We start from the raw sequence: 26323 nt of genomic DNA on the forward strand, positions 1-26323 counted from the left end.
GATGCCGGGGCCGGCCGGACTGACCGGCCCCGGTCGGGGTCGTTACGACAGGGTGGGGACGATCTCGCGGACCTTCGCCGCGATCTCGGCCGGCAGCGGGGCGTAGCCCGCGTCCGAGAGGACCTTCTGGCCCTCCTCGCTGGCGGTGTAGTTGAGGAACGCCTTCAGCGTGGGCAGGGTCTCGGCCTTGTTGCCCTTGTCGCAGGCGATCTCGTACGTGACCAGGATGATCGGGTACGCGCCCTCGGCCTTGGTCTTGTAGTCGAGGGACAGGGCGAGGTCGTTGCCCGTGCCCTTGATCTTGGCGGCGGCGATCGCCTTGGAGGCGTTCTCCGTGGTGGCCTCGACCGGCTGGGCGGCGCCCGTGTTCAGCTTGACCGTGCTGATCTTGTTGGCCGTCGCGTAGGACAGCTCGAAGTAGCCGATCGCGCCGTTGGTGTCCTTGACGGCGGCCGCGACACCGGAGGAGCCGTTCGCGGCCTGGCCGCCGGGGGCGGGCCACGACTTCGTCTTCGGGTCGAACTTCCAGTCGGCCGCGGCGGCCTCGGAGAGGTACTTGCCGAGGTTCTGCGTGGTGCCCGACTCGTCGGAGCGGTGGAAGGCCTGGATGGCGACGTCCGGGAGGGAGACGCCCGGGTTCAGCTTGGCGATCGCCGGGTCGTTCCACTTGGTGATCTTCGAGGAGAAGATCTTGGCGATGGTGGGGGCGTCGAGGATCAGGTTGTCCACGCCGTCCAGCTTGTAACCGATGGCGACGGGGCCGCCGACCATCGGGAGGTTGATGCCCTTGCCGCCCTTGCAGATCTTCTGCGACTCGGCGACCTCGTCCTCCTTCAGGGCGGAGTCGGAGCCCGCGAAGGCGACCTGGCCCTGGTTGAACTTGGTGATGCCGCCGCCGGAGCCGATGGCCTGGTAGTTGACCTCGACGCCCGCACACGCCGCCTGGAAGTTCTTCACCCACAGGTCCATGGCGTTCTTCTGCGCCGTCGAGCCGGCCGCGAGCAGCTGGCCCTTGGCGCCGTCGCACTTGATGTTCGATGCGGCGCCGGTCTTCTTGGTGCCGTCGGGGCTGACGTTCTCGTCCGAACCACACGCCGTGAGAACCAGGGCGCCGGAGACGACGAGGGCGCCGAGCGCGGTGGCGCGAAGCCCGGTCTTCCGATGAAGCTTCACTTTCGGGTGTTCCTTCCAGTAACCGTCGGCCTGTCTGCCTGCACGATGTCCATGAGGCCGGTTTTACGACGGCGTGTGTCGGGGTGGGTGGTGCGGCGGTGTGCCGGTCACCGTGTACGGCCGAAATTAGGCAGATCAGGTGAAGCGGCCGACGGGGCAGAGTGAACGGGAGGTGAACCGTGCCGGAAGGCGCGGTGCGCCGCATTCCGGGCGCGCTGTTGCTGTTGTGCCCTTCTGTTTCCGGCCGCCAACGGGGATGGCGGGGAGGCGCCTGCCCCTCCCACCTTCACCTCCACCGGCGGTGGGCCGCCATCCGGACGGCCACCGGACCCGCTCACCGTCGTGGTGGGCGCCGGCCCCACGGGCGGCGGGCTACCGGGTCAGGAAGGTCCGGAGGAGGGCCTGGTCCTGCGGGTGGGTGAGGTGGGTCAGGGCCTCGTCCGGGGGAAGCCAGGCGATCTTGTCCACCTCGTCGGTCGGGGTGAACGTGCCCCCCTGCGCCTCCGCCGACCAGTACCGGACCTCTTTCTGGCGCCCCTTCGCCACGTACCGGACCGTCGGCAGCGGCGCCCCCGGTACGCAGTGCCGGCCCGTCTCCTCCAGGACCTCCCGCACCGCGCCCGCCAGCGCTTCCTCGCCGCGCTTGAGCTTGCCCTTGGGGTGTGACCAGTCGTCGTACTTCGGCCGGTGCACCAGGCAGATCTCCAGCGCGCCCCCCGGCGCCCCGCGCCACAGCACGCAGCCCGCCGCCCGCACCACGTCCGCCCCGGTCACCGCGCCGTCACCACCGCCCCCCGCCAGGCCCGCTGGAACGCGTGCCGGGCGGCCTCCACCTCGTGCCGCTGGTCGGCGTGCAGCACCCCCAGCGCGTACGCCGTCGCGGGGGCGATGCGCGGGGTGCGCGCCGCCGTCGCCGCGGCCGCCGCCGCCTCCGCGGCGTCCCGGTGCCGGTCCAGCGCGCCGGCCGCCTCGTACAGCTCGGGCGCCGGTTCCTCGGCGCCCGCCGCGCACCGCGCCTCCTGCGCGTACCGGTGCAGCCGCAGCAGCAGCCGTACCTGGTGCCACGCGCCGTCCTGGTGCTCGCCCCCGACGGCGGGGCTCATCGGCAGCGCGGCCACCGCGTCCAGCAGGCGGCGCTCCACCGCCTCCGCGGGGGCGGCCAGCACGTCGTCGGAGGGGGCGCTCGCGGCGGGGCCGAGCGGCACCTCCGAGGCGAGCAGGGCCACGGCGTCGGCCACCGCGTGGAACCGGGTCGAGCCCAGTGCCTGAAGCGCGGCGGAGTGCGCCCGAGCGCGGGCGAGCATGAGCTGCCGTTCGAGCAGCGCGCCGGCGCGCGCGGCGCCCAGCGCCAGCGCCTCGCCGCCGGCGCGGGCGCCCGGTACCGCCGCCCGCTTCCGCGGGCCGGGGGTGGAGTCCCGGGCCGCGCCTGCGGCCCCGCCCGAAGCCTCAGCCGTGGCCTCGGCCGGACCCCCGCCCCCGACCGGAGCGCCCCCGCCCGTCAGCCGGGACAGGGCGTCCACCAGGCGGACGAGCCGCGTCGTACAGGCGTGCTCCTGGGCGAGCGTGCCGGACAGCCAGGCCAGCTCCGTGCGCAGGCCGTCCGCCCAGGACGGGTCCAGCAGGGGGCGGAACGTGTGCAGCGTGCCGCTGATGCGGCGGGACGCGGCCCGCAGGGCGCGGGTGGCCTCTTCCGCGCCCGCCGTGTCGGCGCCGTTGCCCTCCGCGTGCCGGCTCAGGGCGCGCAGGAAGTCGGCGGCGCGGGCATGGAGGTACTGGGCCAGTACGTCCCCCGCGGAAGCGTGCTGGTCAGGGTTGTGCACGTCGGCGCCTCCGGGCGTCTATGAGCATCTCCTGGACATGCCGCAGCGGCTGCCCGTCCGCGTCCGTGGCGTGCCGGGTCCAGTTGCCGTCCGGGCCGAGGTGCCAGGACGAGGTGGTGTCGGCCATGCCGGTTTCCAGCAGGCGGTTGAGGGCCGCGCGGTGGGCCGGGTCGGCGACCCGTACGAGCGCCTCTATGCGGCGGTCGAGGTTGCGGTGCATCATGTCGGCGCTGCCGAGCCACACCTCCGGCTCGCCGCCGTTCCCGAATGCGAAGACGCGCGAGTGTTCGAGGAACCGGCCGAGGATCGAGCGGACGCGGATGTTCTCGGACAGGCCGGTGACGCCGGGGCGCAGGGCGCAGATGCCGCGGACCCAGATGTCGACCGGGACGCCGGCCTGCGAGGCGCGGTAGCAGGCGTCGACGACGGCCTCGTCGACCATCGAATTGGCCTTGATGCGGACGTACGCGGGCCGTCCCGCGCGGTGGTGGGCGATCTCCTTGTCGATCCGCGAGACGAGGCCGTCGCGCAGCGACTTGGGGGCGACGAGCAGCCGGCGGTAGGTCTCGCGGCGGGAGTAGCCGGACAGCCGGTTGAACAGGTCGGATAGGTCGGCGCCCACCTGCGGGTCGGCGGTGAGCAGGCCCAGGTCCTCGTAGAGGCGGGCGGTCTTGGGGTGGTAGTTGCCGGTGCCGACGTGCGAGTAGCGGCGCAGCACCTCGCCCTCCTGGCGGACGACGAGCGACAGCTTGCAGTGGGTCTTCAGGCCGACGAGCCCGTAGACGACGTGGCAGCCGGCCTCCTCCAGCTTGCGGGCCCACTTGATGTTGGCCTGCTCGTCGAAGCGGGCCTTGATCTCGACGAGGACGAGGACCTGCTTGCCGGACTCGGCGGCGTCGATGAGGGCGTCGACTATGGGGGAGTCGCCGGAGGTGCGGTAGAGCGTCTGCTTGATCGCCAGGACGTCCGGGTCGGCGGCCGCCTGCTCCAGGAAGGCCTGTACGGAGGTGGAGAAGCTGTCGTACGGGTGGTGCAGCAGGACGTCCCGCTCGCGCAGGGCGGCGAAGATGTCGGGCGCGGAGGCGGACTCGACCTCGGCGAGGTCGCGGTGGGTGCCGGCGACGAACTTCTTGTACTTCAGCTCGGGCCGGTCCTGGCTCGCGATGCCGAACAGACCGGTCAGGTCGAGCGGCCCGGGCAGCGGGTAGACCTCGGCGTCGGAGACCTTCAGCTCACGCACGAGCAGGTCGAGGACGTACGGGTCGATCGACTCCTCCACCTCCAGGCGCACCGGCGGGCCGAAGCGGCGCCGCATGAGCTCCTTCTCCAGGGCCTGGAGCAGGTTCTCGGCGTCGTCCTCCTCGACTTCGAGGTCCTCGTTGCGGGTCACGCGGAACATGTGGTGCGCCAGCACCTCCATGCCCGGGAACAGCTCCTCCAGGTGCGCGGCGATGACGTCCTCCAGCGGGACGTACCGCTGCGGGGAGGCCTCCAGGAAGCGGGAGAGCAGCGGCGGCACCTTCACACGCGCGAAGTGGCGGTGGCCGGACACCGGGTTCCGCACGACGACGGCCAGGTTCAGGGAGAGGCCGGAGATGTACGGGAAGGGGTGGGCCGGGTCGACGGCCAGCGGCGTGAGCACGGGGAAGATCTGCTGCCGGAACAGCGTGAACAGCCGCGCCTGCTCCTTCTCGGTCAGCTCGGGCCAGCGGATGAGGTGGATGCCCTCGTCGGCCAGGGCCGGGGCGACGTCCTGCTGGAAGCAGGCGGCGTGCCGGGCCATCAGCTCGCGGGAGCGGGTCCAGATCAGGTCCAGGACCTCGCGCGGCTGGAGGCCGGAGGCGGAGCGGGTGGCGACGCCGGTGGCGATCCGGCGCTTGAGGCCGGCGACCCGGACCATGAAGAACTCGTCCAGGTTGGACGCGAAGATCGCCAGGAAGTTCGCCCGTTCGAGGAGGGGCGTCGCGGGGTCCTCGGCCAGCTCCAGGACGCGCTCGTTGAACGCGAGCCAGCTGCGCTCGCGGTCGAGGAAGCGGCCCTCGGGCAGCTCGGAGCGGGTGACCTGCTCCTCGTACGCGTCGAGGTCGGCGTCGAGGTCCGGCTCCAGCTCCGAGGCCTGCGAGGCCGCGAGGGAGTGCGGCCGGTGCGCGGCTATGGAGCCCACGGACGGCTGGACGTGCTGAACGGTGGGGGCGTCCTGGGCGGACGCGACCTGCTGGACCGGGACCTCGGCGGGCTGCTGGCTCATGGCACCATTCTTCCGCGCGGAGGGGTGGTCAGGCGCGTCGGAGCGGGCCGCTGACACGGCGGGCTTCATTCACCGAGCGTCGCAAGCGTGTCTGAATGATCGGTAACGGGGACATGACGTCCTGGGTGCGGCCGGGCCGCCACACGCGGGTTATCGCCGGCGTCGGGCCCGCCGGGCGGCGAGGACGCCGAGGTCGGCGCGCATGTGGGGCGGGACGACGAACTTGGGGCGGTTGAAGAGGATCACGCTCAGCTCGCACAGCAGGCAGAGCAGGATGACCAGCACCGCGCCCGCGGCGACGTATGCGCCGGCCGTGGAGATCTCGGCCTCGGTCAGGGTGAGCCCGCCGACGAAGAGGACCGCCGCACTCCACATCGTGATCACGGTGAGCAGGACGGACCGCACCTCGCCCCTGCGCACGTCCTCGCCGAAGGGGAGGAAGGCGAAGGCGGTCGAGAAGTCGTCGATCACTTCGGGGTGTCTCCACAGCCGTATCGCCCTCCAGGTCATGAAGACGAGGGCGGTGCCGAGGAACGCGGCGATGACGTAGTACACGCTTCTTCCTTCCTGAGCGGGGTCCCGGCACGGGGCCGGGGGGAGGGCGCCGGGCCGGCTCCGAGCGTACGTGGCGCTGCGGAGCCGACCCGGCGGTCACTTTCGGTGACTGATCAGCCGAAGAGCTTCTTCCACCCCCTCGATATGGCGTTGTTCACCGGCCCGGTCGAGAGGATGCCGCCGACGGCGCCGGCGGCCGCGCCGATGGCCCCGCCCACGACGGTGCCGACGCCGGGCGCGATGGCCGTGCCGATCGACGCGCCGATCGTCGCGCCCAGCTTGGTCGCGCCGATGACCACGGCCGTGTCGACCGCCGTCTCCACGGCGGTCAGCGGGATGTTCCCGCCGGTGGACTGGTAGTTCGAGTACGCCGTGAAGGCGACGCCGCCGACCAGCAGCCCCTTGCCGCCGTACTGCATCCACTTGCTGTTGCCGATGGCGCCCACCCGCGCCAGACCCGGGTTGTTCCTCATGGCTTTGAGGACCTGGTTGGACCTGGCGTTGGACCGCATGTCCGCCTTGGCCTTCGACGTGACATTGCCGGCCGCGCTGAAGCCCTCCTGGATGTACGCGCCGGACGTCATGAGCCCGTTTCCGGCGTTGCACACGTAGTTCCAGGCGTCCTTGATGCCGCAGTTGGCGGAGAAGGCGAAGATCGGAGCCGGGTCCGGGCCCATCTTCAGCGGGGGCTGCGAGGGCGGTCCGTACACCGGGCCGCCGCAGGCCGCCAGCGGGGGCACGCCGCAGCTGGGCGGGCCGTAGTAGACGGTGCCACCGCCGCCGTTGCCGCCCGACGCGGTGCCTCCGCCACCGCCACCGCCTCCGCCGCCTCCGCCGCCACCGTTGTACTCGGGGCACTGCGGGTTGTTGAGGCTCGGGCACTGCCCGCCTCCGCCACCGCCGTCCGTGACGGGGATGCCGCCCCGGCACGTGATGCCGTACTTCTGCGGGTTGTCGCACTCGGGGACCTTCTCGCCGGTGGGGTCGGCGAAGGTCGTCGGGTTGTTGTTGGCGTACGCGTAGCCGTTCAGCGACTGCGCCTGCTCGGTGCTCAGCTTGGGGTCCGCGCTGATGAACTGGCCGATTCCCGGGTCGTACTCACGTGCGTCGACGTGGGTCAGGCCCGTCGTCCTGTCGGCGGTCTTGCCGAGGAACCCCTTGTCGTCCGGCCAGGTCCCGCCCGTCGCCGCGCCGCGCTCGGCGCCGAACGGCGTCATGCGGCGCTTGGTGAACGACTGTGCGGCGTCCGTGGCGACCGCCAGGCTCTGGGTGCCCTGGTGGTCACCGGCGAGGTACGAGAGCTTGTTGCTCCCGGACTCGTTGCTGCGGACGGCGATCTGCAGACTGCCGGACGAGTAGAAGCGCTGCGCCCACGTGGTGCCGTCGGCCCGCAGGTGCAGCTCCGTGCCGCCCGTGTACAGGACGCGCTCGCCGTTCTGCGTGGCGCGGATCAGGAGCTTGCCGTCCGCGTCGTAGACGTAGTCGGTGCTCCTGCCGCTCTCCGTGAGCCGTTCCAGCCTGCCCTCGGTGGACCAGAGCAGGCTCTGCGCCGCGGACGTGCCGGGGCGTGTGGTCGTGTTGCCGGAGGTGTCGTAGCCGTACGGCGTCTCCGGCGTGGTGCAGTTCGCGGTCCTGCTGGTGCCCGACAGCAGGTGCGGGCGGCCCTCCTTGTAGCAGTAGGTGGTCGTGGTGTCGCCGGTCGCCTTGTGCTGGGTCTCCGTGGTGCGCTGGCCGGCGGCGTTGTAGGCGAAGTCCGTCCAGTACGGGGCCGGGCCCGACAGGCTGCCCGCGCTGCGGGTGTCGGCGCAGTTCTGCGACGACGGGGTCCAGGCGCTGGTGAGGCGGCGGTTGCCGTCATACCGGAAGCACTGGGTCTCGGCCGCGCTCGAACCGCCCAGGGTGGTCGGGTCGGAGATGGCCGTGACGTTCCCGGCGTCGTCGAAGGTGTAGTTGAGGTCCATCAGCATGTACGGGTGGGTCTGGTCCGTGACATGGCTGCGGAGCAGGCGTCCGGTGCCCTCCTCGTACCGGTTGGTGACGTACACCTTCTTCGCCGACTCCGTGTTCGCCGTGCCCAGGGCGTACTGCTGGACGCGGCCGGTGGGCGAGTAGTCGGCGTCCAGCAGGTAGCCGGTCGCGCCGGTGATCGAGGTGACCTGGCCGAGCGGGGTGTAGCCGTAGCTGATCACTTCGGAGGGCAGGCCGCCGAGGGCCGGCTCGGCGTTGTTCCCGAGCGTGCCGTCGAGGCGGTAGGCGCTCGTGAACTGCACGGTGGCCGGGGCGCCCGCGGCGACCAGGGGGTCATCGGCGGGGAGCGTGAGGGTCGTGGTCGCCGGGCGGTCGAGCGTGTCGTAGGCGGTGACCGTCTTGGTGTACGCCTTGCCCGTCCTGCCGCCCACGTACCGGGTGCTCGCTCCGGGCAGACCCTTCAGGACCGTGTCGTACGTGCGCTCCGTCAGCAGATGGGCGTCGTCCTTGACGCCGTCCCAGGTGGCGGTGGTCCGGTCGAGCTCGTCGTACCCGGTCAGCACGCTGCGGCCGCGTGAGTCGGTGCTCTTGACGACCCGGTCGAGGGCGTCGTACTCCATCCGGGACGTGCCCTTGTCCGGGTCCGTGACACTGGTCTGGCGGCCGAACAGGTCGTACCCGTACGTCCAGACCGCGCCGTCGGGCCCGGTGACCGTGCGCTCCTTGTCGTCCAGCGCGTGCTGGAACCTCACGGCGGCGTACGTGCCGCCGAGCCCGCCGCCGAATTCGGCGTCCGCGGGGCTCGCGCCCGCGTACTCACGCCGCTCGACGTCGCGGCCCCGGGCGTCGGTGACGACGCGGACGGCGCTGCCGCCCTGCTGGGCGGTGGTCGCCGTCGAATCACCGGTGTACGTGGTCGTGGTCGTCCACTTCTCCACGCCGTACACCAGCAGCTTGGCGCTGGTCCTGCGCTCGGCGCCGTCGAAGACGGTCATCGTCTGCTTCGGCGCCCCGCCGTACTCGGCGCGCGTGTACGTGCCGGTGGGCGCCGTCGCGGGGTCGAAGATCTCCTCGTGCTCCTCGTAGGCCAGGCCGCGGGACTCGTAGCGGGTGTCGGTGAGGATCCGCCCGCCCTCGGGGCTCGGCGACTGTTCCTGGAGGGGACGCAGCAGCGCGTCGTAGATCTTGTACGAGGTGTTGTACGTGGTGCCGTCCGCCTTCAGCGACGAGGACGAGACCCACGACTGCTTGGTGGCGCTCACGCCGTAGGCGAACTTCTGCGTCGGGCCGTCCCCGGCGCCGCGGTTGCGGTTGGGCCGCCACACGTCGGTCAGCCGGCCCAGGGCGTCGTACGCGAGCTCGGTCTTCTTGAGGTTCGCGTCGTAGATCCGCAGGTCGTGGCCGCGCCGAGGGTCCAGGAACGTCGTGATCCTGTGGCCCTTCGGGTCGGTCACGATCGTCTTGGTGAGCGGACCGGCGGTGGCCGGGGTGTAGGCGGTGGAGGTGGTGTACGAGCCGGCGTCGGTGACACTGGTGACGCGGCCGAGGGTGTCGTACGCGGTGGTCTCGACGGTCTGCCAGCCGGGCGTCGTACCGACGTAGCCCTTGGTCCGGCCGGTCCAGGTCTTGAGACCCTTCACCGGCGTCATGGACGTCGACCAGGTGGCGTTGTCGTACGCGGTGGCGGTGTCCGAGAGGACGTCGCCGCGGGTGTCCGCGGTCGTCGGCAGCGTCAGGCTGGTGTCCGCGACCGAGCAGAGCCTGCCCACGACCCGCTTGCGCGAGACCAGGCTGGTCAGACCGGCCGTGTCGTTGCGGGCGTACCAGGTGCGGGTGCAGGTCTCGTCGCCGCTCTTGGCGTCGTCGCCGCGGTCCTCCTCCTGGGTGACCATGCCGTAGCCGTCGAAGGCGCGCTCGGTGGTGCGGGAGCGCCAGGTCTTCGGCACGGTCAGGTAGGTGTGCTTGGTGTCCTTCTTCGTCTCGACGAAGCGGGCGACGAGGTCCCCCGCGTCCGGCACGTTCTGCCGTGCGGTCTCCGACGACCACGGCTCGCTGGACTCGGCGGAGGTCGCCGTCGCACCGTCGTAGGTGACTTTCTGGCGCAGGTGGCCCGCGTACTGGTTGCTGTCCGTGAGGGCGGCGAGGCCCAGTGCGGGTGAGGCCAGCGGGGCGACGCTGACGGACTTGGTGGTGCCGTCCTTCTTCTGGTCGCCGTGCATGCCCTGCAGGTAGAGCGACACGGTCTTGGAGCGGGTGGTGCTGAGGGCGCCCTTGTACTCGGTGACCTCGCGGTAGCCGCGCCAGTCGGACCATGTCCGCTCGGCCTTGGGGACGAACGGGTCGTCGTTGTAGTGCCAGGCGGCGCCGCTGTAGCTGTAGGCGTGCTCGACGGCGTCGTTCTGGCCGGCCGGGTCGGAGACGGTGACCGCGAGGACGCGGTACTTGTGGAACCAGTCGACGGACGCGTCGGCGGCGCCGTTGATGTTCCAGTACAGCGGGTAGCAGCTGCGGGTGTTGGTGTCCTCGGCCGCGCCCGTCACCTCGCTGCGGACACACTCGGGGCTCGACAGGGTGACGGTGGTGATGCCGCCGGTCTCCGTGGTGATGGTGGAGACGCGCGGGCGCGTCAGCGGCAGGATGTTGTCCGTGCCGTCCACACGGTTGGGCCGCATGTGGTACGTGAACGAGATCGGGTCCACCGTGATCGCCGTGCCGGCCTTCGCGGTCCGCTGGATCGACATCAGGGCGAGCGTCTGGTCGGACGAGTCCCCGATGTCGCCGCCGTCCAGGTACTTCTGGGTGAGTGCCCAGGAGTCCACCGGCGCGTAGGCGGACGTGACCGCGTCCCACGAGGACGTGTCGACGGTGGTGAGCCGCTTGCGGGAGAAGAACGACGGGCCGATGGCGAAGCAGTCGGTGTCGCTCTCGCCGCTGGAGCAGATGGCGTCGAACGGGACGTCCGGCCAGTTGTGCGCGGTCGACTCGGTCAGCGACGAGCAGTCCGCGGCGGTGCAGCGCTCGGCGTAGCCGAAGGTGACCTTGGCATCGGCGGTGTCCGTGAACAGGGCGCCCTTGCGGAGACCGTACTTGATCTCCTTGAGGTAACCACCGCGGATGTACTCGGCGTTGGCGGTGGTGGCCTTGTTCTTCCGGTAGAAGTTGTTCTCCTGGGCGTACCAGTACGTGGCGGCGTTGCCGTGGACGTCCTCGACGTAGTCGAGGTTCCAGCGCCACGCCTGGGTCAGCGAGCGGCCGGAGAAGCTGGTCCCTTGGGCGTAGCCGGGCTCGCCCGAGTCGTCACCGAATACCGGCACGGTCCAGGTGGAGTTGGTCCGCTGGGTGGTGGCGCCGTCCAGCTTGTCCAGGCCGAAGACGTACTTGGTGCCCTCACCGGTCACGACGGTCCAGTACTCGCCGTTGTCGTCGCCGTTGACGGCGCCGGTCGAGCGGGTGACCTTGGAGGCGTCGTCGTTCTCCAGCCGCCATTCGCCGGACGTGCCGTCCTTGATGAGCAGGGACGCCTTGCCGTTGAGCACGAGCTTGGCGTTGTCGTACTTCCAGCACTGGTCGTGGACGCCGTCGTGGCCGTCGTCCTCGCAGTCGCCGTAGGTGCGCTCGATGAACGACTCGGTCAGCGAGAAGCCGTCACCGACCGACGTGGCCTGGTTGTTGGTGGTCGCGCTGCGGCCGTCGACACTGCCGGAGCTGTACGCGAGGGACAGCTTCGGCGCCGGTCCGGCCGCGGCGGGCGGGACCGTGAAGTCGTGGGTCCAGGTGAACGATCCGGAGCTGCCGCCGGCCTCCCAGGACGCCGACGGGGACAGCGGCGTCGCGGAGTAGTCGCCGCTGCCGTTGGGCGCCTCGCCCTCGCCGGTGCCGGACGCGGACAGGGCGTAGACGCCCGCCGTCGACGTGGTGGCGGTGGCGGCGGTGACGAGCTGCGGGGCCAGGCCGCCGCCCTCGGGGAGGGCCAGCGGCGCCGTGACGGTCTGCGCCGCGGTGTTGTTGACCGAGGGCAGCGGGGTCTGCTTGCGGCACTCGGGCTTCTCGGGCGTGGTCAGGGCGCAGGCGGGCAGCTGGACCAGGCGCAGCCGAGCCGCCCAGCCGCCGCCCATCGCGCCGGCGAGGCCCTGGTAGCCGACGCCGACCCGGGCACGGCCCGCGGCGTCGGCGGTGCCGGTGAACAGCACGCCGTTGACGCCGGCGGCCTCGGCGGCGTCGGCGCCGAGCACGGTGAAGCGGGTGTCCGTGCCGCCGGGGAGGGCGTCCTTGCCGGTGGCGGGCAGGACGGTCAGGGGCAGCCCGCCGGGCGTGCTCTTGGCGGCCGCCCTGCCGTCCCCGGCCAGGCGCAGGGTCGCGGAGCCCTGCTTGGGCCAGGCGGCCCGGCGCTGCTCGCGCAGGGCGCGCGCGGCCTGCTCCTCGTTGGCCTTCCTGTCGCGGGCGACCTGGTCACGGGCCTTCTTCGCGCCGAGTCCGGTCACCTCCCGTACCTTGCTCGATCGGCTGTCGGGCACCTTGGGGCGGCCGAGGCCGCCGTTCTCCGCGGCCTGCGCGGTGGGGATGAACAGCACGGTCGGAACGGTCAGGGCCAGGGACAGCACCGTGGCCACGGAGCGTGGCCCGTGCCGCCGGACGCCGTCGGCGGCGGCTCTCGCCGCGAGCCGGGATCTGGCTTTGATCTTGTCCAAGGACATGTCTGCCCTTCTCACCTGAGTGGTTGAAAGAACCGGCCCCCGACGGGGACCGGTCGTCCGTGGAGGTACGGGCCGCGGCCGGTGCCGGCCGCGGCCCGTACGCGTGCGGGGCGTCAGTCCCCGATGTGGGAGGTGATCTGTTCGGGCCCGGCGACGGCGCCCGCGAAGACGCGGACCTCGCCGATGCGGGCCGGCAGGTGGTCGATCCAGGCCGAGCCGTTCCAGGCACGGCCGACGGACACCTCGTAGGACCCGAGCAGAGCGGTGTACGCGGTGTCGTCGCCGTTCTGGTTGTGGCCGAGGTAGAGGCGCATGGTGCCGGCGATCGGGTCGTGGACGCCGGTCAGCCGTACGGGGCTGTCGAGTGCGGCGACCTCGTCGGACACCACGGACGTGTGCGTGCCGTCGGCGTTGCGGGGCCCGAAGTGCCACTTGCCGACCGGGACGGTGCGCTCTTCGAGGGTCTCCTCGTCCAGCACGGTGCTCTTCCCGGTCACCTCGTACCAGAAGCCGTACGACCCGCCGGTGTTGCTGCGCTGGCCCAGCACCCTGCCGACGTAACCGATCGGCTTCGAGGCCAGCTTCGCGCCGTCCAGGGACACCGTGGTCGTCATGGTGAACGCGCCGGTGCCTTCGACCACGGCGGCGTTGATCGGCGACATGGCGTAGTCGTCGACGCCGTCCAGCACGATCTCGCCGTTGACCAGGGAGGCGCCGCCGCCCAGCGTCAGGGCCTTGCCGTAGCCGGAGGACGTGTCCGGGACCGTGGTGCCGCTACCGTCGGGGGCCCGCCAGTCGGCGACCAGCTCCAGGCCCGCGTACCCGGCCGAGGTGAGCGTCCTGGCCTCGTCGGCGATCTCCTTGGCGGTCAGCGCGCGCTGCCAGGCGGAGACCTCGTCGATGGAGCCGTGGAACTGGTCCACGTAGGTGTCCGCGTACATGACGCGGCCGATCTCCATGCTGCCGTCGGCCGACCACGGCGTACCGGCGTCGACGGACGCCTGCAGCTGCCCGTTCACGTACAGGTGGACCTTCTTGGCGGTCGCGTCGTGCACCCCGGCGACATGCGTCCACACGCCCTTGTTGTGGATGCCGGACGGCGTGGCGGCCTCACGGGTGAAGGTGCCCTCGGTGGAGAAGACCCGCAGGCTCCACTTGGAGCCGCTGTACGAGACGATGAACGGGCTGTACTTCTGGGTGTACGGGCTGGTCGTGTCCGGCGTCTGGCTCAGCACCGTGACGGTCTTCGTCGTCGCCGGGTCGACCCACGCCCACGCGGAGACCGTGTACGACGAGCGGGTCTCCAGGACCGGTCCGGACGTGGACGCCCAGCCGGTGGAGCCGTCCATCCGGACGCCCTTGTCGGTGACCGGGGTGGCCAGGGGCTGGCCGGTGGCGTCGTGCGTGATCAGGCCGCGGCGGCCGCGGTCGTCCCGTACGGCACCGGCGGCGAGGGTCGCCGGGTGGCGGGTGGTTCCGGTGGTGGCGGAGTCGACGGCCACGCCGCTCGCCTCGTCGAAGTGGTACTTGGCGACGGGTCCCGCGCCGGCCGCGACGAGGAAGTCGACCGCGTTCCACGCCCCGTACCGGCCGACGTTGTCCTTGGCCCGCGCCCACAGGGTGTACGTGCCGGAGCGCTCCGGCGTGATGGTCACGGTCGGGGCGGAGCCCGTCGCCGTCGGGTACGTCGACGTCGAGGACAGGTGGTACTGGTAGGAGACGTTGTTGGTGTCCCCGGTGGCGGCCTTGAAGGTCCAGGTGCCCTTGACGCCGGGGCCGCCCTTGGCCGCGCAGGCGTTGGTGGTGCACTCGGTGTACGGGGTGCCGAAGACGATCGTGGGCGCCTTGGGCGCGGTGGGGTCGACCTTGAAGTAGCACCAGCCGGTCGTCGAGGCGTTGGAGGGACCGGAGAGGTAGTCGGTGCCGTTGTCGTAGTACGAGCGGACCCAGGCGCGGTACCGGTAGAGCTTGCCCTCGGTCAGGGTCGACCAGGACATCGTCACCTTCGTGTTGTCGCCGACGTAGCCGGTGGAGGGTCGCACGTCACCGGCGCCGGCCGCGGTGTCGCCCCAGGTGCCGTCGGTGTTCTTCTGATCGAGGTCGAACGCGACGCGGAGCTGGGCGCCGCTCTCACCGCCGGACTTGGTCTGCGCGGTGGCGGTCAGCGCCGGGGTCGGGTCCGAGACGATCGAAGGGTTGGACTCCGTCGTGGAGCAGGTGGTGCCCGACCCGGTCACCAGGCCGATGGACGACGGCTTCTCGGGCAGCCCGACGAAGGTGACGGCGAGCACGGCGTCGTTCTTGAAGCGCTTCCAGGCCGCGGTGTCCGTCTCGTCCTTGGCGCGGATCTCCAGGGTCAGCCGGGCGAACTTGCCCGCCGCGAAGGACCGCACGGTCGGGGTGAGGTTCTCGTCCGTCTCCTCCGGGTTGTCGTTGAACTCGATGGGCGCGTCCGGGGAGTCGGGGTCGCACAGCGAGCCGCGGCCCGCGGAGACGTACCGGTCGCCCATCAGGTCCAGCCGCGTCGGCCTGCTCGTCCAGGTGGTGGAGGAGGAGATGTTGTCCGTACGGACCAGGTCGACCCAGCGCGGGTCGCACTGGAAGGCCCACGGCTCGGTGACGCGGAAGGTGGCGTCGAGGACGTGCTTGCCCTTCAGGCTCTCGGGCGAGAACTCGAAGTACAGGCGCTGCACGTAGCCCGGGCCGCAGTAGTAGCCGTTCCAGGTGCCGCACTTGCCGGCGCCCTTGCCGAGGCCGTCGTCGCCGTTGGTCCAGCCGTACGACTCGTAGCCGTCGCTGCGCAGCAGGGTCCGCTCGGACTCGCCCCAGGTGACGGTGGGGTCGATGTAGACGGGGAACGCGGCGGCGGGCGTACGGGCCAGCAGCGCGGCGTCCGGGACGACCGAGAGCGAGTCCTTCGTCACCTTCACGCCCATGCGGGCGACCTCGTCGCCCTGGCCCGGCTCCAGGCCGGTGGCGGAGGCGGGGGCCTCGGCGGCCTTGACGGGCGTGCCGGAGGCGGGCGGGGTGGCCTGGGCGGTGGCGGGCGGTCCGGCCACCGCGGGCCGCGTCCCGGGGATGTCGGCCTCGTTCAGGGGCGGTTGCGCCGCCGGGGCCGGCTGGGGGCGGGCGGGCGTCACGCCGGCCTTGAGGCGGCGCTCCTGGGCGGCCTTGCCCGCCGAGTTCCACATCTGCGCGGTCGGCGCCCGGAAGACGGTCTGCCCGGTCGCGTCGACCGCGGCCAGCGCGCCGCGCTCGTTCTTCCGGACGGTGAGCCCGCCGGCGGTGCGCAGGCCGAAGGTCAGCTCCTTCAGCTTCGCGTCGGCCGCCGCCTTCGGGGTCTTGACCACCAGCACGTGCTGGAAGCCCTCCACTGTCGCGGTCACCTTCAGGTCGATGTCCGGCAGGACGTCGCGGTACAGGGCGCTCGCCCCGTCGAGCCGAGGCTCGGGCAATCGGCCCGGCCAGTCCAGCGCGAGCGTGCGGCCCCTGTCGGCGATCGACACCAGCGGCGCCTTGTCACCGCCGCCGGAGAACACCATCTCCGCTGCGGCCGCCTTGGGGCCGACCGTGCCGTCCGCACGCCGCTCCAGGGTCGCGTCCGGCGTCCGCCAGCCGCCGTCCGGTCCGGCCACGCGGACCGGGACGGCCGACTCCTCCAGAGTGAAGGTGAGGCCGTCCGGGTTGGCGAAGACGGTGGTGCGTTCCGTCCGCTCCCCGGTCACCTCCACCCGCTTGCCGGACGCCTTCGCCATGGCAAGAGCCCGCGCCCCTTCGGAGAGGCGCGGGCTCTGTTCGGCCGCGGCGGCGGACGGCAGCGCGCCCAGCGCGGGCAACGTCGCCAGCACGGCGGTCGCCGTCGCCACCGCCATGAGGCGATGCGTCGGCCGGCGTCTGGCGTGCTCGACGGGTTGTGTCCGTCTCATTCCCACCCCATGGATCAAATTCGGTCACTTGCGCGGATCGTTGTCCTCGACGGTGGGAGGGAAGCGTGACAGAAGTAACTCGTGATGAAAGTGTGATCAGGGAAGTGGAACCAAGCCGGACAAGACGGCGTCAGTCGCCCTCGCGTCAGGCGTGCAGTCGCCGCAGCGCCCGGAACGCGAGGAAGGCCGCCAGTGCGGTGAGCGCGAGGACGATGCCGCACTCCACGAGCTGGATGTTCCAGAAGTGGGCGGCGGGGTGGTACTCGACGTACTTCCCGGTGATGTCGGCCCTGTTCGCGCAGCCGTCGAAGCCGCCGGAGCGCCAGCAGCTCCCGTACGGCACACGGTCGCCGTTCACGGTGAGGAACCCGGAGTCGAGGGGGAGCGCGTCCTCCGGTGCGGGGAAGCCGGTGGCCCGCGACGGGTCGCCGGAGGTGCTGGTCACGGTGGGCCACAGGTCCCAGCGCAGCGCGCCCAGCACCAGCACCACGACGCCCGTGACCAGGCCGGTGACGGCCATGGCGGCGATGCTGCGGCGGACCAGCTGGCCGACGAGGGCGCCGACGGCGACGCCGAGCAGGCAGTACGCGGCGAGGGTCGGCCCCTGGGCCATGAAGCCGCCCCGGTCGTGCCAGGTGAGGGCGTACGTGGCCACCGGCCCCAGCGTGGCTCGGTAGACCACGGTGACCAGCACGGTCGCGGCCGCCACGACGCCGCCGGCGAACGCCAGCTTCGTGGCCAGCCAGCGCGCGGGCGTGACCGACTGGGTCCAGGCCAGTTTGTACGTGCCGCTCTCCAGCTCACGCGCGATCATCGGTCCGGCGACGAACGCGCCGACGAGCAGCGGCAGGAACGGCAGGCCCACCGAGAGCAGCTCCAGGGTGAGCCGGAGCAGACCCGACGGCGTGCCCTGCCCGTTGAAGATCCGCTCCTCGCAGCCCAGGGTGTCGCCGGCCGCGCAGGCCGCCTCGTCACGCGCGAAGGCCACCCACACGCGCAGCCCGGCGGCGAGCGCCAGTACCGCGCCCAGCAGGGCGGCGGCCACCCGTACGGGGCGGTGGTGCTGCCGTACGACGGCCCAGCGCGGGCCCGTCGGAGTCAGTACGCTCACGCGGCGGTCTTCCTTTCGGGCTGGTCCATCAGCAGGGCGGGGGCCCCGGGGGCGCAGATGGGAGAGCAACAGTTCCTCCAGGGTGGGTTCGGCCGCCTGCCACGAGGCGGGCGGCGGTACGGCGCCGCTCTCGCGCCGTATCAGCGCGCTGGCCTGGCGGCCCGTCGTACGGGTCTCGACGACGGTGTACGGGGAGAGGGCCTCGTCCGCCTCGGCCGCCGGGCCGGTGACGAGGGTGTGCGCGGTGAGCAGGTCGTCGACGGGTCCGCCGAGTCGCACCCGCCCTCCGTCGACCAGCAGCAGGTGGTCGCAGGCGCCCTCCAGTTCCGTGAGGATGTGGGAGGACATCACGACGGTGGTGCCGCGCTCGGCGGCGTCCGCCATGAGCGCGCCCATCAACTGGTGCCGGGCCAGCGGGTCGAGGTCGGCCATGGGCTCGTCCAGCAGGAGGAGTTCGGGCCGCTTGCCGAGCGCGAGGGCCAGGGCGAGCCGGGTGCGCTGCCCACCCGACAGGCTCCGCACGCGGGCTGCGCGGTCCAGGGGTGCGGCGATGTCGGCTGCCGCCCGGGCGTCCCAGCGGCCCGGGTTGAGCTCCCCGCCCAAGCGGAGCGTCTCACCGACCGTCAGCTGGGGGTACAGGGGCTTGTCCTGGGCGACGTACGCGAGGCGCTCGCGGGCGGAGGCCGGGTCGGTGCCGAGGACGCGGACAGTGCCGCGGGTGGGGCGCAGCAGCCCGGCCGCGAGCGCGAGGAGGGTCGACTTGCCGGCCCCGTTGGGGCCGACCAGCGCACAGACGTGTCCGGCGGCGAGCCGGAAGGTGCAGTCCTCGAGGGCGGGCTTCCCTCGGTACCGGTGAGCGAGGCCGTGCGCCTCGAAAGCGGTCGGCGTCATGTCTCGTCCCTCGTATAGGTCTGTTCCAGTACGGCGTTGAAGAGCGCCGCCACGTCGTCCCGCTCCAGCCCGGCGCGGCGGGCGCGCGCGGCCCAGTCGGCCAGTTCGGCGCGGAGCGGCGAGTCGGCCGGGGCGGCGCCGAGCGTGCGGCGGACGAAGGTGCCGAGGCCGCGGCGGGCCTCGACGAGCCCTTCGCGCTCCAGCTCGCGGTAGGCCTTGAGCACGGTGTTCGGGTTGATGGCGGTCGCCTCGACCACCTCCCGGGCGGTGGGCAGCTTGTCCCCGGGCTCGAGCAGGCCGAGCCGGAGGGCTTCCTTGGTCTGCTGCACGATCTGGAGGTACGTGGCGACGCCGCTGCGCCGGTCGATCCGGTAGGCGAGCACGCGAGTTCCCCCTTTCACTAATTGAGTAGTGAAAGCATGATCAAGGGAAGGGGTGCTGTCAACTGACAGCACCCCGAGGACGGTTCGGCGGTCTACCGCTGGCCACGGAGTGGCGGCAACGGAACGAGGGTCCAGGCTCGCGCCTTCCAGGACCCGTCGACGTACTCACCGCTGAGCGTGTACCACCCGTGTGGGTCGGCGGGCCCGTCGACGACGGCGACCTTCATGCGAAAGGTGTCCATGACGCGGGTGCCACTGGTGAGCCGGCCATCGTGCGGGGCCGGCTGCGGCGCGCAGGCCGGGCAGGCGTACACGGTGAAGCCGGGCCCCGAGGCGACATGGACCTCGGAGACGGCGATCGGGGAGTCCGTGACCGCGCCACACTTCACACACATCCGGACAGGGCGTCGGCGGCCGCTCGTCATGCCGCCCCCTCGGCGGCGAAGAGGTGCGCGTCGAGGTCGATGCCGAAGTCGGCGGCGAGCACCAGCGCGAGCTGCCGCTGCCGCTGGCGGGCGCGCACCTGCTGGTCCTCGTGGGCGCGCAGGTACGGCCGGACGAGCGCGCTCTCCTCACCGTTGAGCGGCAGGTCGAGCCCGTAGGGGGAGCGGGGCGTGGGCAGGGGGTGGGGGCGGACGGCCTGCGGCGCCCGCATCGCGGGTTGCGCCCGGCGCAACCTGCTGGAGTGAGGTGATGCGAACAGCAGCCTCGCCCAGAGGGCGAGCGCATGGATGTCATGTCGGTCTGCTCCTATGTGCACAGATCGGCCGCGCCCCGGGACGGATGCCGCCGTCGCCGGGGTCTTTGCGTTCCGAGCGCACCCATAACCGCGTCCCTCTACACCCCACCGCGTCCCTCTGCGTCCGGACGCGGCGAGACGCGTTCCCCTGATGCGGGCCGCAGATGGCCGCGTCACTGTAGAGAGATGAGCGATGGTCTCCCGCGTTACGAGTACGTGAAGCTGGCGGATGTCATTGCCGCTGAGATCGCCTCTGGCAAGCTGCCAAAAGGCGCCGCCCTGCCGGGCGAGCGAGCCATGACCGATTTGTACAAGGTGAGCATCGGCACCGTGCGCCGCGCGATCGCCGAACTCAGGAGCCGGGGCCTGGTCGCGACGCTGCCCGCCAAGGGCACGTACGTGATCGGCTCGGCCGACGAATAGCGGGCGGGCGACCAGCGCGGTGTTCGTCGGCCGAGTGCCCTTCAGTGATCAGCCGCCTGCAAGGAACTCGACGGCCTGTTCCGCGTTCTCGGCGACCCGGACCGTCTCCCAACCGTGCTCGCTCAGCTCCAGCAGAAGTCGGGGAGGATGCGGCGCGATGTGGGACGCGCGCTGCCGTCCGGGCAGGAGCGGATCGGCGCGGCGGGTGCCGATGATCTCGGCGTCCGACGAACGCCGGCCATCCCGCCGGGCGGCCCACGCGGCCAGCGGTTCGTCCTCGGCAGGGTCCATCGCCATCAGCCCCGCCCCCGTGCGGTCGGCATCTCGACGGCCGGGGACTTCGTCATCTTCTGGAGTCAGTGCAAAGACCTCACCATGACGGCGTACAGCGGGGAGTCGGCGAAGGGCCGCTGCTCTCCAACCTTCGCGTATCCCCAGGACTCGTAGAGGTTTTGGACCTTGGGGTGGGTCACGTCGACCAGCAGCACGGCCAGGTCCTCGCTCCGGTCTTTGAGTAGCGTTTCGTGCAATTGACCGGAGATTCCTTGCTTCCGCCACCGAGGCCGCACCATGACCTCAGAAACCGCGTACGTGGACGTATAGCCGTTATTCGGCTCGAATTCTGTGGAACGCCACCATTCCCGTCCCGGCGCGAGGGGCGCTCCGTAGGCGAACCCGACCGGCTCCTCATCGTCGTAGGCGACGACGGACGAGAAGCCGTCCATGGCGCTCCAGTGGTCGACGAACCAGGCGAAGCGCTGGTGGAAGGGGTCGTCCATCTGGTCGGCGTAGGCGTCGGCATGTACATCGACAAGGAGCTGCCGGAACCCGTCCGGCAAGCCGTCGTACTGGTATTGCCGCAAGGTGATCACACTCGGCTCCATTCGGATCGCATACGGTCGCCCCACTCCCGGGCGTAAGTGGTGGAGGGGGCCAGAGTGAACAGGTCGCGGTGGAAGTCACCAATCAGGGTCCGCATGCGGCCGGGCAGGGGATCGCCATCCATGATGGCGAATACGTCTGCAGCGGTGGCGGTGGCAAGTTCGGCATCTCCCTGGTGGAGCTGCGCAAGGGCTAGCCGAGCTGTCGCCAAGGCGCGGTTACGGCGGAATGCAGGCGGGATCCTGGCGAGGGCGCGATGGGCGGTGGCCTCCGCGCGGGCGTGCTCTCCGACATGGCTGTGGACGACGGACGCGAGGTGATCGACTTCGGCGGCCCCGTAGAACGCGGTCCACCGGGGGCGTTCACCTTCCGACGCCTTGTCCAGGGTGTCGCGGGCGGTGCCGAGGGACCGCAGGGCGGCGCGGCCGTCTCCCAGGACGGCGTATCCCAGGGAGGTCCGTATGTGCCCCATCGATCCATAGAAGGGATCACGGCGGGCTGCACGAGTTGCCTGTGCGGCTTGCGCTGCTGCCAGCGTCTCGGGCCAGTTACGGCGCTGGTAGGCGAGCATCGTCATATTGATCCACACGTGCACTTCCGTGTGGCTGTCCTGGGACAGCCCAGCGTACGTGGTGGCCTCGTGGAGGTACTGCTGGGCACGGTCGAGTGCGCGGGCGTCGATGCAGGACCAGGCGGCGATGGTGGTGTATTCGGCGGCCATGGCGAAGAGGGAGCGGCGTACGCTCTCAGTGGCGTTTCGGTCCTGGAGTTCCAGCACGCCGGCGCGCCCTGCAACGGCCCGCTTCTCCAATTCCGCATGACCACCTTGGTGGTCGTCCGTTGCCACCAGTTCGGCCAAGCCAGCAGCGTCCCTGCTCACGTCAGACATTCCCACTGTGCGACGCTGCGACAGAAAGGGCATCGCCGCGGCGGCTGTGGTTCCAGCGGCCGAAGTGATGAACGTGCGACGCCGCACGGGGTCCTCCTGCGGTACTGCGGTGCGTAGTGGGCTGAACCCTAAGTCTTCGGCGGCGCAGCCGAACACTCTCTCCAGCGCAACGCGGGTACGGCCGATGGGACGTCTTGACGCCCCATTCACCAGGTTCCGGACCGTACGCGCTGAGACGTCGCCGGGACGTCCCGTGAGCTCCGCCAGCGCAGCATTCATCTGACGTGCCAACTCCTCTTGAGTGAGGCCCAGTTCGCGCATCCGCTTTTTGAGTTCGGCGTTGACGGCCACAGAGCGAACGTAGCCGCGCACTTGCCCTCCGAACCAGACCATAGGTAATGGGAACGCAAAGTCTTCCGGTTATGAGTAAGCACCTGGACCGCGACTTTTCCTGTCGCCCACGAGCCGTCGGCCGTTGACTTGGTGTACGCCGCCGGGCATCTCCAGGCTCCTCGCTCGGTGGCTTGGAGGAGAGTCCGACCCCACGTCGCTCGATGGGGCCGGGCGTCCCACTCGGAGGGATGACCCGTGACCATGACGCCAGAAACTCCCGCTCTGCCCAATCTCGGCGAGGTACGCCAGGACACGGCCCTGGCGATAGCTCTGGCTGGTCACGGCCGTGCACACGGTGAGCTCGTCGCCGCGCTTCGACAGCGACTGTGCGGCTACATCAGGGACATGGCCCCCACGGTCCGCGACTGGGCCGCGCTGCTGCCGGACGAGAGCAGGCGGGCCCAAGTGGTCACGACGGTCGGTCAGGCCATGGAGATCGCGGAGGGCCGTCACAAGGGCCTCAGTGACCCGGCCGAAGCTCTTCGCCTGATCGCGAGGGGCGCCGACATCCTCGCCCGCTTCACCTCTTCCGCGACCCAAGGAATCGTCCGGTGACCGCGCCGGGCCGACTGGCCCCGGCCGGAATCCGGCTGCGCTGGCTGCGCCCATCTGGAGCGCCTTCACCGGGACCGAGCCGCGGGGACGGATCCGGGGTCTCCGACGCGAACGTACGCCTGCACCGGCACCTCGATGACGATCAGGCATGAGTCCGGTGCGCCAGCAAGGAGCAGTCCGCACATACGCCGTGGTCGTCAGCACCCTGGTCGTCTCCCTGGCCATGGCCGGTACGGCCGCTGGAAAACCCCAAAGGCTCCGCCCGGAAGAGCCCTGGACAGGTCGAGCCGGGCGGTCCGGCACCGGTCGCTTTCCCCTGAGAGCGGCCGGTGCCACACCCAGAGCACCACGTGAAACGATCGAGAGGAGCACCACCATGAGCACCATCCTCAGCCCCCAGCGCGTTGAGCTGGGCCGATTCTTCACCGTCACCGGGAACCGCTTCCGCGACGGCGACACGACCCCCTTGGAGATGTTCTCCGAGGCCATCGACATGGAATGGCACCAGATGCTCCAGACCCCGGAGTACAGGGAGTTCTGCGTCGCGACGGCCGGCATGCTGCTCGGCCACGCGCCTCTCAGCGGGGTCGGAGAGATCTCCTGGGTGGGCGCGTATGAGGAGATGTACGGCTCTCTGCCCGAGATCTGGTTCACCAACAAGGACGGCCAGGTCGACGAGAGGGCGCTGGCCCGCTACCGGGAAACTGGCACCGTGGTCGCCGAATGGGACTGCACTCCCACCACCGGGGACGGCGACGACGTCGTTCCGAAGCGGGGGAAGGCTACCGCGCGGTGATCACCGCGCACGCTGACGGCGCGCTCCGGCCTACCGCTGGGGCGCTCCGCCTCGTTGAGGCCCGTACGACCGACCCGAAGGCCGTGGACATCGCGCCCTACATGGAAGCGATCTATACCTACTGCCCCTACCTTGCGCCTTCGGTGGAGCGAGGGCTAACAGGCTGGACCGTGTACGAGGCTGAGGGCGAGGCCGAGGACGTCGAAGCGGAAGTTTTCCACGCCGGGGTGCAGGCCGCCGAATGGGTGCGCCCGCTGGCCGTGCGACGGCACGGCGGCCTCGTCTGCGAGAACATCATGGTCCTCGGCTCTCACGCGGAACTGCTTACGTGGCCGCACTGGGCACTGAAGAACCTCTACGGACCGGTGGGGCTGATGATCGGTAAGTTCCACGCGGGCGAGCAGCGAACCAACGGGGATGGTCGCGGTATCACGGTGCCGCCGGTGTCGTTCCTCCCGGTGCGGGTGGCAGTCCGTCCCCGCGACCCGCGTTTCCTGGCAGCGACACCGGACCTCGCCGCAGCCTTGGCGGTCGCGGTGGACGACGGGCGAGACGTGTTCGAGGATCTCCCGCAGGAGTGGAAGGCGGTACGAGCATGGGCGAAGGGGCTTCTGGCATGACGGCGCCCCCGCGCGAGGCGGTCGAACCCTTGGCCGAACGGATCGGGTCGCCGGTCGCCGCTGATCTCCTCAGCGACCGGCGCGGCTCACGGGCCTGGAAGGTCCACGGCCCGCGGGGCGCGGTGGCGCTGAAGGCCAACAACCCCGAGAGTGACGAGGCCCGCGACAAGGCCGCCGAGATGGCCCAGGAGGACCGCCACCTCCTGTGCCTTATGCAGGTGGGCGCCTTGAGTCCCGGGTACCGGGTCGACGCCGGAGCGTGGGAGGGCGGCCGGTGGCTGGCTGTGCGCTGGATCGACGGCGTCCCGCTGTGGCGAGCGTTCGCCCCGGCTCGCGGTCCAGAGGGGGATCGCCCCTCCGTACGGTCGTGGATGCTGGGCACCGCCCGCACTTGGGCGCAGCGTCTCGCACGGCTTCACGCCGCTCACTGGGCGCACGCCGACGTCCAGCCCACCAACACCCTCGTCATGAGCGGTGGCCGCGCGGCGATCATCGACTACGCCCTTTCCTGTGGCCCGGCCGAAGACCGCATCCCCTACCGGGGCGCGATCACCCACACCACCGCCCCCGAGATCGCCGACGCGATCCTCTCCACGAGCGACGACACCCATATCCAGGCCCGTCCGCCGGCCGACGTCTGGGGTCTGGGCGCCTCGCTTTTCTGGTGCTGGACCGGGCAGCGACCCGTGTCCTACGAGGATGCCGCCGACCGTAGGACCAAGCTCCGGGTGATCGCTCAGGGCCGTACGGTCTCCCTGGGAGAGGCCCTGCCGTGGTCGTTCCCGGAGTTTGAGCACGTCATTACCGCCTGCATGGCGCCGTCCGCCGAAGACCGCCCCACGGCCGCCGATGTTGCCGACATGCTCGCCAGGGGCGCGGGATGATCACGCTGCGGGACCTGGCCATGGATGATGTCCCGGCAATCCAGCGGATCTACAGCGGCGCCTCCGTACGGTTCACGCATGACCGGCCCTACACGGCTGAGGAGGCCCGCGAGCGCGTCGCCAAGGCCCTGGAACTGGCCGAGGAGGTTCCCCGGCGCCGCTGGGACTTCGGCATCGTCCTCGCGGAGGACGACGACCTGCTTGGCGTCATGTCCCTGCGCATCCGCGAACCGGGCGTTGGAACCCTGAGTTACATCCTGCGCGAGGACGCCTGGAACAGCGGCTACGCCACCGAAGCCGCCGAGCGAGTCGTCGAATTCGCGTTCACCACTGCCGGCCTGAAGCGCCTGGAGGCCAAGCACCACCCGCGCAACCTCGCCTCCGGACGCGTCCTGACCAAAGCCGGGTTCGAGTGCATCGGCACATCAGAGCTGCACACCACTGACGGGGTGATCGTGCCGTACCCGGTGTACGCGTTCCGGGGACCGTCCACCACCCAAAGCGCCGGTGAGGCCCGCTGCGAGCCGTAGGAGGCGCTGTTGAGTGCCTGGGAGGGCATGTCCCGGCAGCCCGCGCAGGGGTGCAGTTGATCTGACAACGCCCCCTTCAACTTCCCCTCGTGCGCTGACGGCGAGTCAACCAGCAGCCGAGCGGCCGTGCCCGTGAACCGAACGGAGGAAGCGTGACCGACGCCCGCAGCGCCGCCTGGGACACGTACGCGAAGAGCAAGCCCCCACGGCGCAGGACGAACGCCAGGGGCGAGTCGACGTGGTTCAACTGGACCCAGCACCCCGACCACGGGCCCGGGGCTGAAGTGCTCGCGCTGGAGCCGGGGGACGGTGTGCTCGACCTCGGGTGCGGATCGGGCGGCAACCTGGCGCACTTGGCCGCGCTCGGCATGAGGGCGGTGGGCGTTGACCTGTCCGCCGCGCAGCTCGCCAAGGCGCGTGAGCGATGGGCGGACGTGGAGGGGATGGAACTGCACCAGGGTGACGCCTTGGGCTTCATGGCGGCCTCGGTCACCCGGTACGACGCCGTCTACTCCGTCTTCGGCGCCGCCTACTTCACCGATCCTCGCCTGACCCTTCCCGCTGTTCACGGCTGTCTGGTGCCCGGCGGCGTCTTCGCCATGTCGCAGCATCCGCCTGTGGAAGGCTGTTACGGCTGCCAGGCGTCGTACATCCCGCGCGGGCCGGACGAGGACCCCGCGATTGTGAAGCGGTGGGACTACACCCCTCGGACTTGGGTGGGGCTGTTCACGGAGTACGGCTTCGAGAACGTGACCGCCACCGTTCTGGAGGCGCCGGCGCATGGCAGGCGCCGGATCGGCACTCAGCTGATCCGAGGGGCGCGCGCATCGTAGGAACCGCGGG

At 71.0% G+C, this 26323-nt stretch carries 20 protein-coding genes and 1 pseudogene; 7 read left to right on the plus strand and 14 right to left on the minus strand.

What is annotated here, in order from left to right; all coding sequences use genetic code 11:
* Nucleotides 1–42: 42 nt before the first annotated feature.
* The 11 genes and pseudogenes from pstS to ABEB09_RS17705 all read right to left on the minus strand — a co-directional run bounded on the left by pstS (nt 43) and on the right by ABEB09_RS17705 (nt 19424).
* Complete coding sequence (pstS, locus tag ABEB09_RS17660) at nt 43–1173, minus strand: phosphate ABC transporter substrate-binding protein PstS (RefSeq protein ID WP_345690880.1); 1131 nt, start codon at nt 1171–1173, stop codon at nt 43–45.
* Between the two features lie 372 nt (nt 1174–1545).
* Complete coding sequence (locus ABEB09_RS17665; RefSeq protein WP_345690881.1) at nt 1546–1947, minus strand: NUDIX hydrolase; 402 nt, start codon at nt 1945–1947, stop codon at nt 1546–1548.
* The gene (locus tag ABEB09_RS17670; RefSeq protein ID WP_345690882.1) at nt 1944–2993 is read right to left on the minus strand and encodes a CHAD domain-containing protein; all 1050 of its coding nucleotides are present in this window, start codon (nt 2991–2993) and stop codon (nt 1944–1946) included. The genes ABEB09_RS17665 and ABEB09_RS17670 overlap by 4 nt, the downstream gene beginning before the upstream one ends.
* On the minus strand, nt 2980–5241 hold the full coding sequence (locus ABEB09_RS17675; RefSeq protein WP_345690883.1) for an RNA degradosome polyphosphate kinase: 2262 nt from the start codon (nt 5239–5241) through the stop codon (nt 2980–2982). The genes ABEB09_RS17670 and ABEB09_RS17675 overlap by 14 nt, the downstream gene beginning before the upstream one ends.
* A gap of 150 nt (nt 5242–5391) precedes the next feature.
* Nucleotides 5392–5796: a hypothetical protein gene (locus ABEB09_RS17680; RefSeq protein ID WP_345690884.1), complete on the minus strand. Its 405-nt coding sequence runs from the start codon at nt 5794–5796 to the stop codon at nt 5392–5394.
* 113 nt (nt 5797–5909) lie between these two features.
* Nucleotides 5910–12458 (minus strand): RHS repeat-associated core domain-containing protein, encoded by a 6549-nt coding sequence (locus tag ABEB09_RS17685; RefSeq protein WP_345690885.1) that lies wholly within the window; start codon nt 12456–12458, stop codon nt 5910–5912.
* A gap of 113 nt (nt 12459–12571) precedes the next feature.
* Nucleotides 12572–16330 carry a LamG-like jellyroll fold domain-containing protein gene (locus ABEB09_RS17690; protein ID WP_345690886.1) on the minus strand — a complete coding sequence of 1253 codons (3759 nt, stop codon included), beginning with the start codon at nt 16328–16330 and terminating at the stop codon, nt 12572–12574.
* A 199-nt stretch (nt 16331–16529) separates the two neighbouring features.
* Nucleotides 16530–17495, minus strand: coding sequence for an ABC-2 transporter permease (locus ABEB09_RS34970; protein ID WP_380841255.1), 966 nt, complete (start codon nt 17493–17495; stop codon nt 16530–16532).
* Nucleotides 17492–18386, minus strand: a pseudogene (locus ABEB09_RS17695) (ABC transporter ATP-binding protein). The gene ABEB09_RS34970 and the pseudogene ABEB09_RS17695 overlap by 4 nt, the downstream one beginning before the upstream one ends.
* Nucleotides 18383–18769 carry a GntR family transcriptional regulator gene (locus tag ABEB09_RS17700; protein ID WP_345690887.1) on the minus strand — a complete coding sequence of 129 codons (387 nt, stop codon included), beginning with the start codon at nt 18767–18769 and terminating at the stop codon, nt 18383–18385. Before ABEB09_RS17700 ends, ABEB09_RS17695 begins: the two are co-directional and overlap by 4 nt.
* Nucleotides 18770–19190: 421 nt before the next feature.
* Complete coding sequence (locus ABEB09_RS17705) at nt 19191–19424, minus strand: hypothetical protein (RefSeq protein ID WP_345690888.1); 234 nt, start codon at nt 19422–19424, stop codon at nt 19191–19193.
* 270 nt (nt 19425–19694) lie between these two features.
* Here ABEB09_RS17705 and ABEB09_RS17710 point away from each other — a divergent pair, with 270 nt between their 5' ends.
* Nucleotides 19695–19931: a winged helix-turn-helix domain-containing protein gene (locus ABEB09_RS17710; protein WP_345690889.1), complete on the plus strand. Its 237-nt coding sequence runs from the start codon at nt 19695–19697 to the stop codon at nt 19929–19931.
* A 48-nt stretch (nt 19932–19979) separates the two neighbouring features.
* Here ABEB09_RS17710 and ABEB09_RS17715 read toward each other — a convergent pair whose 3' ends face one another.
* The 3 genes from ABEB09_RS17715 to ABEB09_RS17725 are packed head-to-tail and all read right to left on the minus strand — an operon-like array spanning nt 19980 to nt 22053.
* Nucleotides 19980–20228: a DUF6087 family protein gene (locus ABEB09_RS17715; RefSeq protein WP_345690890.1), complete on the minus strand. Its 249-nt coding sequence runs from the start codon at nt 20226–20228 to the stop codon at nt 19980–19982.
* A 59-nt stretch (nt 20229–20287) separates the two neighbouring features.
* Nucleotides 20288–20815 (minus strand): GNAT family N-acetyltransferase, encoded by a 528-nt coding sequence (locus ABEB09_RS17720; RefSeq protein ID WP_345690891.1) that lies wholly within the window; start codon nt 20813–20815, stop codon nt 20288–20290.
* Nucleotides 20800–22053, minus strand: a complete 1254-nt coding sequence (locus tag ABEB09_RS17725) for a helix-turn-helix domain-containing protein (RefSeq protein ID WP_345690892.1) — start codon at nt 22051–22053, stop codon at nt 20800–20802. Before ABEB09_RS17725 ends, ABEB09_RS17720 begins: the two co-directional genes overlap by 16 nt.
* 243 nt (nt 22054–22296) lie before the next feature.
* On the opposite strand from ABEB09_RS17725, the gene ABEB09_RS17730 reads away from it, so the two are divergent.
* The 6 genes from ABEB09_RS17730 to ABEB09_RS17755 all read left to right on the plus strand — a co-directional run bounded on the left by ABEB09_RS17730 (nt 22297) and on the right by ABEB09_RS17755 (nt 26313).
* Complete coding sequence (locus tag ABEB09_RS17730; protein ID WP_345690893.1) at nt 22297–22650, plus strand: hypothetical protein; 354 nt, start codon at nt 22297–22299, stop codon at nt 22648–22650.
* A gap of 376 nt (nt 22651–23026) precedes the next feature.
* Nucleotides 23027–23446, plus strand: a complete 420-nt coding sequence (locus ABEB09_RS17735) for a hypothetical protein (protein WP_345690894.1) — start codon at nt 23027–23029, stop codon at nt 23444–23446.
* A complete protein-coding gene (locus ABEB09_RS17740) occupies nt 23446–24066 on the plus strand; it encodes a DUF6875 domain-containing protein (RefSeq protein WP_380841277.1) in 621 nt (206 codons plus the stop codon). The genes ABEB09_RS17735 and ABEB09_RS17740 overlap by 1 nt, the downstream gene beginning before the upstream one ends.
* Nucleotides 24063–24950: a protein kinase domain-containing protein gene (locus tag ABEB09_RS17745; RefSeq protein ID WP_345690896.1), complete on the plus strand. Its 888-nt coding sequence runs from the start codon at nt 24063–24065 to the stop codon at nt 24948–24950. Before ABEB09_RS17740 ends, ABEB09_RS17745 begins: the two co-directional genes overlap by 4 nt.
* A complete protein-coding gene (locus ABEB09_RS17750; RefSeq protein WP_345690897.1) occupies nt 24947–25480 on the plus strand; it encodes a GNAT family N-acetyltransferase in 534 nt (177 codons plus the stop codon). Before ABEB09_RS17745 ends, ABEB09_RS17750 begins: the two co-directional genes overlap by 4 nt.
* Nucleotides 25481–25632: 152 nt before the next feature.
* Nucleotides 25633–26313, plus strand: coding sequence for a class I SAM-dependent methyltransferase (locus tag ABEB09_RS17755; RefSeq protein ID WP_345690898.1), 681 nt, complete (start codon nt 25633–25635; stop codon nt 26311–26313).
* Nucleotides 26314–26323: the final 10 nt, after the last annotated feature.

This window comes from Streptomyces coeruleoprunus, assembly GCF_039542925.1.
GTDB lineage: Bacteria > Actinomycetota > Actinomycetes > Streptomycetales > Streptomycetaceae > Streptomyces > Streptomyces coeruleoprunus.